This window comes from Nocardioides sp., assembly GCF_034670285.1.
Classification (GTDB): Bacteria; Actinomycetota; Actinomycetes; order Propionibacteriales; family Nocardioidaceae; genus Nocardioides.
In genome coordinates this window covers 14,093-27,459 of record NZ_JAXMNS010000004.1, presented here as the reverse complement: position 1 = coordinate 27,459, position 13,367 = coordinate 14,093, and the positions used below count along the sequence as shown (strand labels likewise).

The 13,367-nt window shown below is 70.4% G+C and carries 13 protein-coding genes; 8 read left to right on the top strand and 5 right to left on the bottom strand.

The window, feature by feature from the left end:
* From VOI19_RS00620 to VOI19_RS00605, 4 genes are all read right to left on the bottom strand, one after another.
* Nucleotides 1–1,032, bottom strand: a 1,032-nt coding sequence (locus VOI19_RS00620; RefSeq protein ID WP_323791011.1) for an aminotransferase class I/II-fold pyridoxal phosphate-dependent enzyme, incomplete at its 3' end; no start/stop codon positions are given.
* Entirely contained in the window at nucleotides 1,029–1,451 is a 423-nt protein-coding gene (locus tag VOI19_RS00615; RefSeq protein ID WP_323791010.1) for an HIT family protein, read from the bottom strand. The genes VOI19_RS00620 and VOI19_RS00615, both read right to left, overlap by 4 nt.
* Before the next feature lie 143 nt (nucleotides 1,452–1,594).
* Complete coding sequence (locus VOI19_RS00610; RefSeq protein ID WP_323791009.1) at nucleotides 1,595–3,601, bottom strand: NADPH-dependent 2,4-dienoyl-CoA reductase; 2,007 nt, start codon at nucleotides 3,599–3,601, stop codon at nucleotides 1,595–1,597.
* Nucleotides 3,598–4,158, bottom strand: coding sequence for a PadR family transcriptional regulator (locus VOI19_RS00605; RefSeq protein WP_323791008.1), 561 nt, complete (start codon nucleotides 4,156–4,158; stop codon nucleotides 3,598–3,600). The genes VOI19_RS00610 and VOI19_RS00605 overlap by 4 nt, the downstream gene beginning before the upstream one ends.
* 98 nt (nucleotides 4,159–4,256) lie before the next feature.
* Here VOI19_RS00605 and VOI19_RS00600 point away from each other — a divergent pair, with 98 nt between their 5' ends.
* The 7 genes from VOI19_RS00600 (at nucleotide 4,257) to VOI19_RS00570 (ending at nucleotide 10,616) form a co-directional block, all read left to right on the top strand.
* The gene (locus VOI19_RS00600; RefSeq protein WP_323791007.1) at nucleotides 4,257–5,120 is read left to right on the top strand and encodes an ABC transporter substrate-binding protein; all 864 of its coding nucleotides are present in this window, start codon (nucleotides 4,257–4,259) and stop codon (nucleotides 5,118–5,120) included.
* Nucleotides 5,117–5,974 carry an amino acid ABC transporter permease gene (locus tag VOI19_RS00595; protein WP_323791006.1) on the top strand — a complete coding sequence of 286 codons (858 nt, stop codon included), beginning with the start codon at nucleotides 5,117–5,119 and terminating at the stop codon, nucleotides 5,972–5,974. The genes VOI19_RS00600 and VOI19_RS00595 overlap by 4 nt, the downstream gene beginning before the upstream one ends.
* A gap of 29 nt (nucleotides 5,975–6,003) precedes the next feature.
* Complete coding sequence (locus VOI19_RS00590) at nucleotides 6,004–6,735, top strand: amino acid ABC transporter ATP-binding protein (RefSeq protein ID WP_416366298.1); 732 nt, start codon at nucleotides 6,004–6,006, stop codon at nucleotides 6,733–6,735.
* 58 nt (nucleotides 6,736–6,793) lie between these two features.
* Complete coding sequence (locus VOI19_RS00585) at nucleotides 6,794–7,969, top strand: CaiB/BaiF CoA-transferase family protein (protein ID WP_323791004.1); 1,176 nt, start codon at nucleotides 6,794–6,796, stop codon at nucleotides 7,967–7,969.
* 58 nt (nucleotides 7,970–8,027) lie between these two features.
* Nucleotides 8,028–9,473 (top strand): NAD(P)/FAD-dependent oxidoreductase, encoded by a 1,446-nt coding sequence (locus VOI19_RS00580; protein ID WP_323791003.1) that lies wholly within the window; start codon nucleotides 8,028–8,030, stop codon nucleotides 9,471–9,473.
* 108 nt (nucleotides 9,474–9,581) lie between these two features.
* Nucleotides 9,582–9,776 carry a CsbD family protein gene (locus VOI19_RS00575; protein WP_323791002.1) on the top strand — a complete coding sequence of 65 codons (195 nt, stop codon included), beginning with the start codon at nucleotides 9,582–9,584 and terminating at the stop codon, nucleotides 9,774–9,776.
* A 150-nt stretch (nucleotides 9,777–9,926) separates the two neighbouring features.
* Entirely contained in the window at nucleotides 9,927–10,616 is a 690-nt protein-coding gene (locus tag VOI19_RS00570) for a type II CAAX endopeptidase family protein (protein ID WP_323791001.1), read from the top strand.
* A gap of 13 nt (nucleotides 10,617–10,629) precedes the next feature.
* Here the strand turns inward: VOI19_RS00570 and VOI19_RS00565 are convergent, their stop codons facing one another.
* The gene (locus VOI19_RS00565) at nucleotides 10,630–11,532 is read right to left on the bottom strand and encodes an NAD(P)H-binding protein (RefSeq protein ID WP_323791000.1); all 903 of its coding nucleotides are present in this window, start codon (nucleotides 11,530–11,532) and stop codon (nucleotides 10,630–10,632) included.
* Nucleotides 11,533–11,835: 303 nt separating this feature from the next.
* Here VOI19_RS00565 and VOI19_RS00560 point away from each other — a divergent pair, with 303 nt between their 5' ends.
* A complete protein-coding gene (locus VOI19_RS00560) occupies nucleotides 11,836–13,320 on the top strand; it encodes a DEAD/DEAH box helicase (RefSeq protein WP_323790999.1) in 1,485 nt (494 codons plus the stop codon).
* The last annotated feature ends 47 nt before the right edge of the window (nucleotides 13,321–13,367 follow it).

The following is a 13,367-nucleotide window of genomic DNA, read 5'->3' as shown; positions in this document are numbered from 1 at the left end:
CTGCACCCGCTCGCGCTCGAGCGCGACGGCCGCCGGGTCGTCGTGCCCGTAGGCACGCAGGTCGATCCAGGCGAGGTACGTCGCCTCCAGCGGCCGCATCCTGGCCTGCGGCAGGTGGTGGGCGAGGAGGTCGATGAGCAGGTCGCGCTGCGCCGAGAGGCGGGCACGCAGGTCGGCCAGCCAGGCGTCGCCGTGGGTGTAGGCGGCGATCGACCCCTCGACGCCGAGCACCGACCAGGAGTCGTTGCGCGCCATCGGTGCCGAGGCGAGGGCGGCTGACAGGGTCGGGGAGGTGGCCACGAGCTGGGCACACTTGAGGCCGGCGATGTTGAATGCTTTCGACGCCGCGACGACCGCGACCGTGTGCTCCGCGGTGCCCTCGATCGCGAGGTAGGGCACGTGCTCGGCGCCGTCGAGCACGAGTGGTGCGTGGATCTCGTCGGAGATCACGACGCCGCCGTGGCGGGTGACGACGTCGCGCACCCCTTCGAGCTCGTCGCGGGTGAAGGCGCGACCCCACGGGTTGTGCGGCTGGGTGAGCAGCAGCGCGGCGGCGCCGTCGCGGAAGTGGCGGTCGAGCTGGTCGAGGTCGAGCTCGGCCCGCTCGGCGTCCGGGTCGACGACGAGGTCGAAGCGCTCCCGACCGGTGATCTCGGCCATCGCGAGCTGGGGGCTGTAGCCGGGCACCGGCATGACGAGTCCGCCGGGCCGGGCGACGACGTCCAGCGCGAGTCGGACCCCGGCGGTGACGTCGACGGTCGGGACGACCTGGCCGGGATCGATCTCGTGGCCGAACTGCCGCTTGGCGAAGCCCGCGTAGGCCTCACCCAGCGCGCCGCCGCCCCCGAGCGCGGGGTAGCCGGTCATCCCGCGCTCGACCGCACGGTGCAGGGCCGCGGTGATCGGCTCGGCGACCGCGTAGTCCATCTCGGCCACCCACGCGGGCAGCACGTCGGCATCCACCTCGCCCCACTTGCACACGAGCGCCGCGCGGCACTCCTCGTCGGTGAGGTCGCGCACGAGCCCACTCATGCGCGAAGCCGCTCGGCGAGGGCCGTCATCTCAGCCGGGTCCCCCGGGGCAGGGGTCCAGGGCTGGACGAGCTGATCGCGTCCGGAGTAGCGCGGGACGACGTGCAGGTGCACGTGGAACACGGTCTGCCAGGCGGCTGCACCGCAGGCGTTGATCAGGTTCACGCCGTCCGCCCCGAGCTCGCTCACCAAGCGACGCGCGACCCGCTGCGCCATGGCTGTGCACGCCGCGAGGTCGTCGCTCGAGACGTCCAACAGGTCGCGGGCGTGAGTCTTCGGCACCACCAACGTGTGGCCCGGAGTCGCCGGGAAGATGTCCAGGAAGGCGAGCGTGTGCTCGTCCTCCGCGACCCGTGCAGCGGGAGATCGGTCGGCGACGATCTGGCAGAAGATGCACCCGGGACCGTTGGCGTCGCTCATGAGCCGAATGTAACGGGCGGGTGCTGGGGTGGCCGGTTCCCCAGGTCGTGATCGCCGAGTCGGCGCGAGTTCGCGCCGACTCGATGAACCGGGGTGCGCCGAGTCGGCGCGAGTTCGCGCCGACTCGGCGAGGACGGAGCGGGTCAGAGGGAGGCGACGAGCTCGGTGCCCTGCTTGATCGCGCGCTTCGCGTCGAGCTCGGCGGCCACGTCGGCGCCACCGATGACGTAGTGACCTGAGCCGTCGACGACGAGGGTGCGCACCGACTCCTGGCCCGCGCACACGACGACGTGGTCGACGGCGATCACGCGCTTCTCGCCGTCGACGGTCACGTGCAGGCCCGCGTCGTCGATCAGGTCGTACGACGCTCCGCTCACCTGGGTGACCTGCGACTGCTTGAGCACCGCACGGTGCGCCCAGCCCGACGTCTTGCCGAGACCGATGCCGATCGGGGTGCTCTTGCGCTGCACGAGGGTGACCTCGCGCTGCGGGGCGCGGGCCTTGCGCTCGGTGAGGCCGCCGCGGTGCAGCGAGGGGTCGCCGACGCCCCAGTGGGCCATCCACTCCTCGGTGTCCTCGGCGGGGTCGTGGGTCAGCCAGACGCTGACGTCGACGCCGATGCCGCCGGCACCGATCACCGCTACCTTCTTGCCCGGCACGACGCGGCCGGCGAGCACGTCGGCGTAGGAGACGACGCTGGGGTGCTCGATGCCGGGGATGGCGGGCATCCGCGGCTCGACGCCGGTCGCGAGGATGACCTCGTCGAAGTCCGCGAGGTCTGACTGGTCTGCCTCGGTGCCGAGCCGGACGTCGACGCCGAGCACCTCGAGGCGACGGGTGTAGTAGCGCAGCGTGTCGGCGAAGTCCTCCTTGCCGGGCACGGCCATCGCCAGGCGGAACTGCCCGCCGAGCTCGGACGACTTCTCGAACAGCGTCACCGCGAAGCCGCGCTCGGCCGCGGAGACAGCGGCCGCCAGCCCGGCCGGGCCGGCGCCGACGACCGCGACCTTCGCCGCCGTACGACGGGTCGGGCCGAGCACCAGGGTGGTCTCGTGGCAGGCGCGCGGGTTGACCAGGCACGAGGAGCGCTTGTTGGAGAAGGTGTGGTCGAGGCAGGCCTGGTTACAGGCGATGCAGGTGTTGATCTCGTCGGCGCGATTGGCCATCGCCTTGACGACGAAGTCGGGGTCGGCCAGGAAGGGCCGCGCCATCGAGATCAGGTCGGCCTCGCCCGAGGCCAGGATGTCCTCGCCGATCTCGGGGGTGTTGATGCGGTTGGAGGCGCACACCGGCACTGACACCACGGCCTTGAGCCGTGCGGTGGCGTCGCGCCAGGCTGCGCGCGGCACCTGCGTGATGATCGTGGGGATCCGCGCCTCGTGCCAGCCGATGCCGGTGTTGAAGAGGGTGACGCCGGCCTCCTCGAGCCCCTGGGCGAGGTCGACGACCTCCTCCCAGGTCTGACCGTCCTCGACGAGGTCGAGCAGCGAGATCCGGTACATCAGCGGGAAGTCGGCGCCGACCTCCTCGCGCGCGCGGCGCACGATCTCGAGCGGGAAGCGCATCCGCTTCTCGGCGCTGCCGCCCCACTTGTCGGAGCGGTCGTTGGTGCGCGAGGCGAGGAACTGGTTGATGAGGTAGCCCTCGGAGCCCATGATCTCGACGGCGTCGTAGCCGGCCTTCTTGGCCAGGCCGACGGCGCGGGCGAAGTCGGACGCCGTCCGGTCGACGCCGCGGGTCGAGAGCGCGCTGGGCTTGAACGGCGAGATCGGCGACTTCTTGTTGCTCGCCGAGACGACGAAGGGGTGGTAGCCGTAGCGGCCCGCGTGCAGCACCTGCATCGCGATGGCACCGCCCTCGTCGTGCACGGCGTCGGTGACGTCGCGGTGACGCATCGCCTGGAGGCGGGTGGTCATCTCGGAGGCGAGCGGCTTGAGCCAGCCGCGCCTGTTGGGGGAGTAGCCGCCGGTGACGATGAGGCCGGCCCCGCCGCGGGCGCGCTCGGCGAAGAACGCGGCGAGCTCGGGCAGGTGGCGACGGCTGTCCTCGAGGCCGGTGTGCATCGAGCCCATGACCACGCGGTTGCGCAGGGTCATCGAGCCGAGCGTGATCGGCTCGAGCAGGTGCGGGTACGGCGTCGGGTCGGTCATCGGGTGGCCCCTTGTTCGTCGGTGTGAGCGGTATGAGCGGAGAGGTACTCCGAGAGCCACGCGACCCAGGTCTCCTCGGTGAGGATCCCGCCGCGCAGCACGAGGTAGTGGTCGAGGTCGAGCCCGCTCAGTGCGGCGGGCTCGGGGTAGTCGCGCTTCATCAGCTGGCGGTAGTGATCGAGGCGCACCTGGTGGTCGACGAGGTGGGCGCGGACGACGTCCAGCACGGCCCCGCGGTCGCCGAAGCTGGCGCCGCGCATCTTGACGGCCAGCTCGCTGCGCAGTCCGTCGGTGTGCGTGGGGGAGCCCAGCCAGTCGGCGAGGGCCTGCTCGCCGAGCGCGGTGACGGCGTACACCTTCTTGACCGGGCGACCGGCCTGGGAGACCTCGGTGACGCCGACCCAGTGGTCGCGGTCCATCCGGCCGAGCACGCGGTAGATCTGCTGGTGCGTGGCGCTCCAGAAGAACCCGATCGAGCGCTCGAAGCGCTTGGCCAGCTCGAGGCCGCTCGCGGGCTGCTCGCGCAGCGCGACGAGGAGGGCGTGCTCAAGGGCCATGCGCTGATGGTGCCACCCTATGCAACGAGTTGCAAACGCTGTCCACGTGCGGGGGCGGACCCCCGTCGGTGGGTCGGGCGGGGCCTACGATTCTCGTCATGCGTCTGCGCCCTGCCTTCCTTGCCGCCGTCCCCGCTCTCGCCCTCGCCGTCAGCGCCTGCGCGCCGGTCGACGACGAGCCGACGGTCGCGGCCGACCCGGGCAGCGACCCCTGTGCCACCGAGTCGCTGCCCCTGCTCGAGGCCGGCACGCTGACGATCGGCACCGACTCCCCGGCCTACGAGCCGTGGTTCGCCGACAACGACCCGACCAACGGCAAGGGCTACGAGTCCGCCGTCGCGTACGCCGTCGCCGGCGAGCTCGGCTTCTCGGCCGACGAGGTCACCTGGGTGACGGTGCCGTTCAACACCTCCTACAAGCCCGGCGCCAAGACCTTCGACTTCGACATCAACCAGATCTCGATCACCCCGCAGCGGGCCGAGGTCGTCGACTTCTCCGACGGCTACTACTCCGCGGCCCAGGCCGTCGTGGCCCTCGAGGGCACCGCGGGCGCCGACGCCACCAGCCTCGAGGACCTCAAGGGGCTCCGCCTGGGCGCGCAGACCGGCACGACGTCGCTCACCGCGATTCGCGACGTCATCCAACCCGAGGCCGACCCCCTGGTCTTCGAGGACACCAACATCGCCAAGCAGGCCCTGAAGAACGACCAGGTCGACGCGATCCTGGCCGACCTGCCGACCGCGTTCTACATCAGCGCCGTCGAGATCGGCGGCTCCACGATCGTGGGTCAGTTCCAGGTCGAGGGCGAGTCGTCGGAGCAGTTCGGGATGCTCTTCGAGAAGGACTCGGCCCTGGTGTCGTGCGTCAACGAGGCGCTCGCCGCGCTCGAGGCCGACGGCACCATGGCCGCGATCGAGCAGGAGTGGCTCTCCGACGCCGTGGACGTGCCCGAGCTCCCGTGACGGTCACCGACGGCTGGACCCCCAGCCCGCGCGAGGTCGAGCGTCGGGCCCTGCGTCGGCGGTTGCGCCTGCGGTCGATCACGATCGCCGCGTTCGCCACCGTCGTCTTCTTCGCCGTCCTCGCCACCGTCCTGGTCACCTCGCCGGGATGGGCGAGCGTCAAGGAGACGTTCTTCAGCGTCGAGGACGCGAAGGCCTCCTTCCCGCAGATCCGCGACGGCTTCTGGCTCAACATCCAGCTGTTCCTGCTCGCGGAGCCGCTGATCCTGGTCATCGCGCTCGGGCTCGCCCTGGCCCGCCAGGCACGGTCGGCGTGGCTCGCCCCGATCCGCGGGCTCGCGGTCGCCTATATCGACTTCTTCCGCGGTGTCCCCACGATCCTGCTGGTGCTGCTGCTCGCCTTCGGGATGCCGGCGCTCGGTCTCCAGGGCGTGCCCAACAGCCTGTTCTTCTGGGCGCTGATGGCGCTGGTCATCTCCTACAGCGCCTACGTCGCCGAGGTCTTCCGCGCGGGCATCGAGTCGATCCACCCCTCCCAGCTGGCCAGCGCCGACGCGCTCGGACTCTCGCGCGCCCAGGCCATGCGGCACGTCGTGGTGCCCCAGGCCGTACGACGCGTGGTGCCCCCGCTGCTCAACGACTTCATCTCGCTCACCAAGGACACCGCCCTGGTCTCGAGCGTCGCCCTCTTCGACGCCGTCTTCAGCGCGCGCGACTACACGGCGTTCTCCTTCAACTTCACGCCCTACGTCGTGGTCTCGCTGTTCTTCGTCGTGCTCACCGTGCCGATGGCTCGGGGCACCGACTACCTCCAGCGGCGCGCGATGCGTCGTGAGCGGGCAGGAGCCCTGTGATGTCGACCTCCGACCGGTCCCACCACCCCCTGCTCGAGGTCACCGACCTGCGCAAGTCGTATGGCGACCGGGTCGTCCTCGATGATGTCTCGTTGAAGGTCGACGCCCACGAGGTCGTGTGCCTGATCGGCTCGTCCGGCTCGGGCAAGTCGACACTGCTGCGCTGCATCGACCTGCTCGAGGAGATCGACGACGGCGTGATCCGTCTCGACGGCCGCGAGATCTCCGACCCGCTCGTCGACCAGCGCGAGGTGCGCGGACGCGTCGGGATGGTCTTCCAGGCCTACAACCTCTTCCCGCACCTCAGCGTGCTCGACAACTGCACGCTGGCTCCGCGTCGCGTGCACGGCCTCTCGCGCGCGGAGGCCGAGGAGCGGGCTCGCGACCTGCTCTCGACGTTCGGTCTGGCCGAGCACGTCGCCAAGCACCCCGACCGGCTCTCGGGAGGCCAGCAGCAGCGGGTCGCGCTCGTGCGCGCGCTGTGCACCCGCCCGGACCTGCTGCTCCTCGACGAGATCACCGCCGCCCTCGACCCCGAGCTGGTGGGGGAGGTGCTCACGATCGTGCGCGACCTCGCCGAGCGCGGCACCACGATGATCCTCGCGACCCACGAGATGAGCTTTGCCCGTGAGGTCGCGACCTCGGTCTGCTTCCTCTCCGAGGGACGGATCCTCGAGCAGGGCACCCCCGAGCAGCTCTTCACCGACCCGCGCGAGGAGCGCACGCGGCAGTTCCTGCGGCGGGTGCTGCCGCCGGCCTAGCCGTGTTACATGCCAGACGCGCCCCGACCATGACAGTGGAACTGGCAGGATCGCGCCCATGACTACGGAGACTTCAACGGGGACCATCACGTTGGGCCAGGGCACCGGACCGCTGAAGGGCGTCAAGGTCGTCGAGATCGCCGGCATCGGACCCGGTCCGCACGCCTGCATGATCCTGGCCGACCTCGGCGCCGACGTGATCCGGGTGGAGCGTCCCGGCGGTCAGGCGCTCGCCGGCGGCAAGACGATGCTCCTCAACCGCGGGCGGCCCAGCGTCGCGCTCGACCTGAAAAATCCGGCCGCCGTCCAGGTCGTGCTCGACCTCATCAAGGACGCCGACGTGGTGATCGAGGGCATGCGACCCGGCGTCACCGAGCGCCTCGGCCTCGGGCCAGACGACTGCCTGGCGGTCAACCCGCGCCTCGTCTACGGCCGGATGACCGGCTGGGGCCAGACCGGTCCGCTGGCGCAGGCGGCCGGGCACGACATGAACTACATCGCCATCACCGGCACCCTCTTCGGTCTGGGCCAGGACAAGGACAAGCCGCACTTCCCGGCCAACCTCGTCGGCGACTTCGGTGGTGGGTCGACCTACCTCGTGATCGGCATCCTCGCGGCGCTGCTCGAGTCGAAGATCTCCGGCCAGGGCCAGGTGGTGGACGCCGCGATCGTCGACGGCACCGCCCACCTCAACGCGATGACGGCCGCCTTCCTCGCCTCGGGTGGCTACAAGGAGGAGCGCGCCGGCAACCTGCTCGACGGCGGCATCCCGTTCTACGACGTCTACGAGACCTCCGACGGGCTGCACATGTCGGTGGGGGCCCTCGAGCCGCAGTTCTTCGACGCGCTCGTGACGATCCTCGGGGTCAAGGAGAGCTGCCCCGGCCAGGCCGACCTGGGGGAGTACGACGAGATGCGTCGCGTCTTCACCGAGTCGTTCAAGTCGAAGACCCAGGCCGAGTGGATCGAGATCTTCGAGGGCACCGATGCCTGCGTGGCCGGGATCATCCCGGTCAGCCAGGCCTTCGAGCACCCGCACCTCGCGGCCCGCGGCACGTTCGTCGAGGCGCACGGGATGACGCAGCCGGCACCGGCACCGCGCTTCTCGCGCACCGAGGCCACCATCTCGCTCCCGCCGCCCGGCGCGGGCGAGCACACCCGCGCGGCGCTGACCGCCTGGGGCGTCGCGGACGTCGACGCGCTGATCGACAGCGGCGTCGCCGTGCAGGCCTGAGGCCCACGATTCGGATGAACCTATTTAACACCCGTCAAATCAGGGTTACCGTCTCGTCATGACAGAAGTCGAGCACGTGGACGTCCTCATCATCGGCGCCGGCCTGAGCGGCATCGGGGCCGCCTGCCAGCTGAAGACCGGCCACCCCGGCCGCAGCGTCGCGATCCTCGAGGCGCGCGAGGCCAGCGGCGGCACGTGGGACCTCTTCCGCTACCCCGGCATCCGCTCCGACTCCGACATGTTCACCTTCGGCTACCGCTGGCGTCCCTGGCCGGGCGACACCGCCCTGGCCGGGGGTGCGGAGATCCTCGACTACGTGCGCACGGTCGCCGAGGAGTACGAGGTCGACAAGCTCATCCGCTACCGCTACCGCGTGACGGGCGCCGACTGGGACTCCGCCACCGCGCGCTGGACCGTCCAGGTCGACCACGACGGCGCGCCGCTCACGTTGACGTGCAGCTTCTTGTGGAGCTGCTCGGGCTACTACGACTACGAGGAGGGCCACGCCCCGGCCTTCCCCGGCGCCGAGGACTTCGAGGGCGAGCTGATCTACCCGCAGTTCTGGCCCGAGGACCTCGACTACGCGGGCAAGAAGGTCGTCGTCATCGGCTCGGGAGCCACCGCCGTGACCCTGGTGCCGGCGATGTCGCCGACCGCGGGGCACGTCACGATGCTCCAGCGCACCCCGACCCACATCCTCCCGCAGCCCGGCACCGACTCGTGGGCCAAGCGCCTCGCCCCGCTTCCGACCAGGCTCACCTACCCGATCGTGCGCTGGAAGAACGTCCTGCGGATGGTCGCCAGCTATCAGTTCGCCCGCAAGTTCCCCGACAAGGCCAAGGGGCTGCTGCGCAAGCTCACCGAGCCGCAGCTGCCCGAGGGCACGGCGTACGACGAGCACTTCCTGCCGCCGTACAACCCCTGGGACCAGCGCCTGTGCGTGGTGCCCGACGGCGACTTCTTCAAGGCGCTGCGCTCGGGCAAGGCCGGCGTCGTCACCGACACGATCGAGACCTTCACGCCGACCGGCATCCGACTCACCTCGGGTGAGGAGCTGGAGGCCGACATCGTCGTCAGCGCGACCGGGCTCAAGCTCAAGCTGTTCGGCGGCATCGACCTCACCGTCGACGGCGTCGTGCAGCAGGCCGACGACCAGATGACCTACAAGGGCCTGATGGTCAGCGGCCTGCCCAACTTCGCCTTCACAATCGGCTACACCAACGCCTCGTGGACGCTCAAGGCCGACCTCGTCGGGGAGTACGTCGTGCGCTTCCTCGACCACCTCGACCGCACGGGCCGGCGGAGCGCCGTCCCCGTCAAGGACCCGGCGGTCGGGGAGCGGCCCTTCATGGACCTCGCCTCCGGCTACATCCAGCGCGCGCTCGACGGACTCCCGCGGCAGGGCGACCGGGCGCCGTGGATGCTCAAGCAGAACTACCTCGTCGACGTGCGCACGATCCGCCGCAACGACATCGACGACGGTGTGTTGCGCTTCACGCCCTGAACGCCGCACCGTCACCCTCACGGGCGGTGTCTGCCCCGCGATCTCGTGGTTGATTGGAGTCAACAGGCGGCGCCCCGGCGCCGCTCACTCGTCATACAGGAGGAACACATGGGACTCGACGACAAGATCGGCAACAAGACCGAAGACCTCAAGGGCAAGACCAAGGAGCACACCGGGTCTGCCACGGGCAACGAGAGCCTCGAGGCCGAGGGCAAGGGCGACCAGGCGTCGGCCTCCCTCAAGGACGGCGTCGAGAAGGTCAAGGACGCTGCCAAGGACCTCAAGGACGGGCTGACCAAGTAGTCACCCGCTGAGCCGGGCCCGACCCGGTCGGTACCTCCAGAAGTAGATCACCCCTCGCCGGTAGCGTTTCCTGGCGAGGGGTGATCGCGTTTCACTCCAGTCACAGTCCGAGACGTGCAGCCAAGATGATGAGCCGGTGATCAGTCAGTGGTGAAGCAGTGGATCGAGCGGTCGCTGTGGGACGTCGTCCCGCGCGACCACCGTCAGAGTGCGCAGGAGCTGCGGCGGCGTCAGCTCGTGACCGTCGTGTTCGTTGTGCTCGGCGCTGCGGTGCTCGGCATCCTGCTCCGCCTCGACCAGGGCAGCACCCAGTTCGTCGTCTTCTCCCTCGTGCTCGCCGCCGTCTGGACGATCGGCGCCTTCGCCTCCGGCCCTATCTACCTCGGCCGGATGGTGCGACGCGACCTGCACGTCCGCCCGATCGTGCAGCCCTTCCTCATGGGAGCCGGGCTGGCCCTCGTCTTCGTGGTGGGCGCCCTCGTGGTGCGTGAGATCCCGCCGCTGGCCGAGCAGGTGCGGGGCGTGCTCGGGTTCGCCACCGAGGGCTACCTCCCGGTGCTCGTCCTGATCACCGCCGTCAACGGGATCGCCGAGGAGCTCTTCTTCCGCGGAGCGGCGTACGCCGCGATCACCAGCCGCCCGGTGCTCTGGACGACGTTCGCCTACACCGTGGCGACGCTCGCCACGGGCAACGTGATGCTGGCCTTCGCCGCGATCCTGCTCGGCGTCCTCGTGGGCCTGCAGCGGCGCGCGTCCGGCGGCATCCTCGCCCCGATCATCACGCACTGCACCTGGTCGCTCTCGATGCTCTTCGCGCTGCCGGTCATCTTCGGCGTGTAGCGCCGCGTGGCGACTACTTCTTCTTCTTGGAGCCGCCGCTCTCGTCGATCGCCTGCTTGACCGCGTCGGCATAGCTGATCGTGTCGCCGGGCACGAGGGTCAGGATCGAGTCGTCCTTCACCACGACCTCGGTGGCCATCGAGTCGATGAGGTTCTTCGCGGTCGTGGTGTCGACGTCGGTGACGAAGGCGATCCAGTGAGACGACAGGGACGGCGTCAGCACGGGCACGGTCACGATGGGCACGCGGCGACCGATCATGACCAGGGCCGCCTCCTGCATCATCTCGAGGTAGGTGAGCTTGTCGGGCCCGCCGATCTCGAGCACCTTGCCGAGGGCACCCTCGAGGCCGATCACGCCGTCGAGGTAGCGGATCACGTCGTCGATCGCGATCGGCTGCGTGCGGGTGTTGACCCACTTGGGCACGATCATGGCCGGCAGGTTCTTCACCAGCTGGCGGGTGATCTCCCACGAGATGCCACCGGCGCCGACCACGATGGCGGCGCGGAGCACGGTGACAGGCACGCCGCCCTCGCCCAGCTTGGTCTCGACCTCGCGACGCGAGCGCAGGTGCGGCGAGAGGTCGTCGTCCTCGGCGCCGAGGCCACCGAGGTAGACGATCTGCTGGACGCCGGCCTTCGCCGCGGCCTTGCCGAAGGTGACGGCGGCCTCGGCGTCCTTGCGCTCGAAGTCGTCGTCGTCGAGGGAGTGCACGAGGTAGACCGCGACGTCGACACCCGTCAGGGCGGCGTCGAGGCTCGCGGGGTCGTGCACGTCGCCGGCCACCGCGGTGCCCGGGCCGTCGTACTGCTCGGGACGACGAGTCATGGCGCGGACGTCGAGGCCTCGCACGACGAGGACGGGGGTGAGCCGGCGACCCACGAAGCCGGTCGCACCGGTGACGAGAACGGTCTGCATGACGCCAACCCTAGGGCCTCGTGACGTCGTGGAGGCTCACCCGCAGTCGTGATACGGGGGATCCGGTGTGGGGCGCAGACGTGCGCGGTCTCACACGGCAGCGCTGCTCGAAGATGCAAGCCTTCAGTGCCTGGTGCAGTAAGTTCGGTCGCAGAGCTCGGCCAGTCTTGCCGCCGGCTCCCGCGCAGATCCCCCATCGTCATCGGGTGGATTCCGGCGCCCCTCCTCCGGAGGGCATTGCTTACCCGATCCCGCCGCCGGCGGGACAGCTCGGCGAGACACACCTAGTTAGTGATGTCGCCAATGACTTCTGCCTCCCCTTCCGTCTCCACCTTCAACGACCTGCGCCTGCCGGACGCCCTCGTGCGCGTCCTGACCGAGCAGGGCATCACCGCCCCCACGCCGATCCAGGCAGCGACGCTGCCTGACTCGCTGGCCGGCCGCGACGTCCTGGGCCGAGGCCGCACCGGCTCCGGCAAGACCTACGCGTTCCTGCTGCCCGTGGTGGCCCGCCTGCTCGACTCCAACCTCCCGGCCATGCCCAACAAGCCGCGTGCGCTGATCCTGGCGCCGACCCGCGAGCTCGTCGGTCAGATCCACGAGGCGCTCAAGCCCCTCGCCAAGACCGCCGGCCTGACCACGATGACCGTCTTCGGCGGCGTCGGTCAGAACCCGCAGGTGCAGGGCCTCCGCAAGGGCGCCGACATCGTGCTGGCCTGCCCCGGTCGACTCGAGGACCTCATCCAGCAGGGCCACTGCCGTCTCGACGCCATCGAGGTCACCGTGCTCGACGAGGCCGACCATATGGCCGACCTCGGCTTCCTGCCCGCCGTGCGGCGTCTGCTGAGCGCGACCCCGAGCACCGGTCAGCGCCTGCTGTTCTCGGCCACGCTCGACAACGCGATCGACGTCCTGGTCAAGAAGTTCCTCAGCTCCCCGGTCGTCCACGAGGCCGACCCGGCGCAGTCGCCGGTCTCCACGATGGACCACCACGTCATCCACCTCGCTCGCGAGCAGCGGATCCCGATCCTGGTCGACCTGACCTCGGCCCCCGGCCGCACGGTCGTCTTCACCCGCACCAAGCACGGTGCGAAGGCGCTGGCCCGCCAGCTCAACAAGTCCGGCGTCCCGTCGGTCGACCTGCACGGCAACCTGAGCCAGAACGCCCGCACCCGCAACATGGAGGCGTTCCACTCCGGCAAGGCCACCACGCTGGTCGCCACCGACATCGCTGCGCGCGGCATCCACGTCGACGACGTCGCGCTCGTCGTCCACGCCGACCCGCCCACCGAGCACAAGGCCTACCTGCACCGCTCGGGCCGTACGGCTCGCGCCGGCAACTCGGGCACCGTCATCACGCTGATGACCGACGAGCAGGTGCGCGACGTGCGTGCCCTGACTCGCGCGGCCGGCATCAAGCCGACACCACGCGCGTCGACGGCGCCCGTCACCCGCTCCTCGCCCAGCTCGCTCCCGGCGACCGCACCCTGGTGCCCGGCGGCCTCGAGATCGACGTCCCGGCCCAGCCGCAGCGTTCGCGCTCGCCGAAGCCCGCGGGCTCCGGCTCCGGCTCCGGTGGCGCCGGCCGCGGTCGTGGCCGCGGCGGCAACGGTGGTGGCAACGGCGGCGGTGGCCAGCGTTCGTCCGCCAAGCAGGGCGGCTCGGCTGCCGGCACCGGCGGCACCGGTGGCGGTGGCAACCGCAACCGTCGGCGTGGTGGCGCAGGCGCGGCCTCGACGACCAACCACAGCCCCGCGTCGTTCTCCTCCGGGCGCCGCTGACCAGTAGCGCACCCAGACAGTCCAGGACGGCCCGTCACCTCGCTGAGGTGGCGG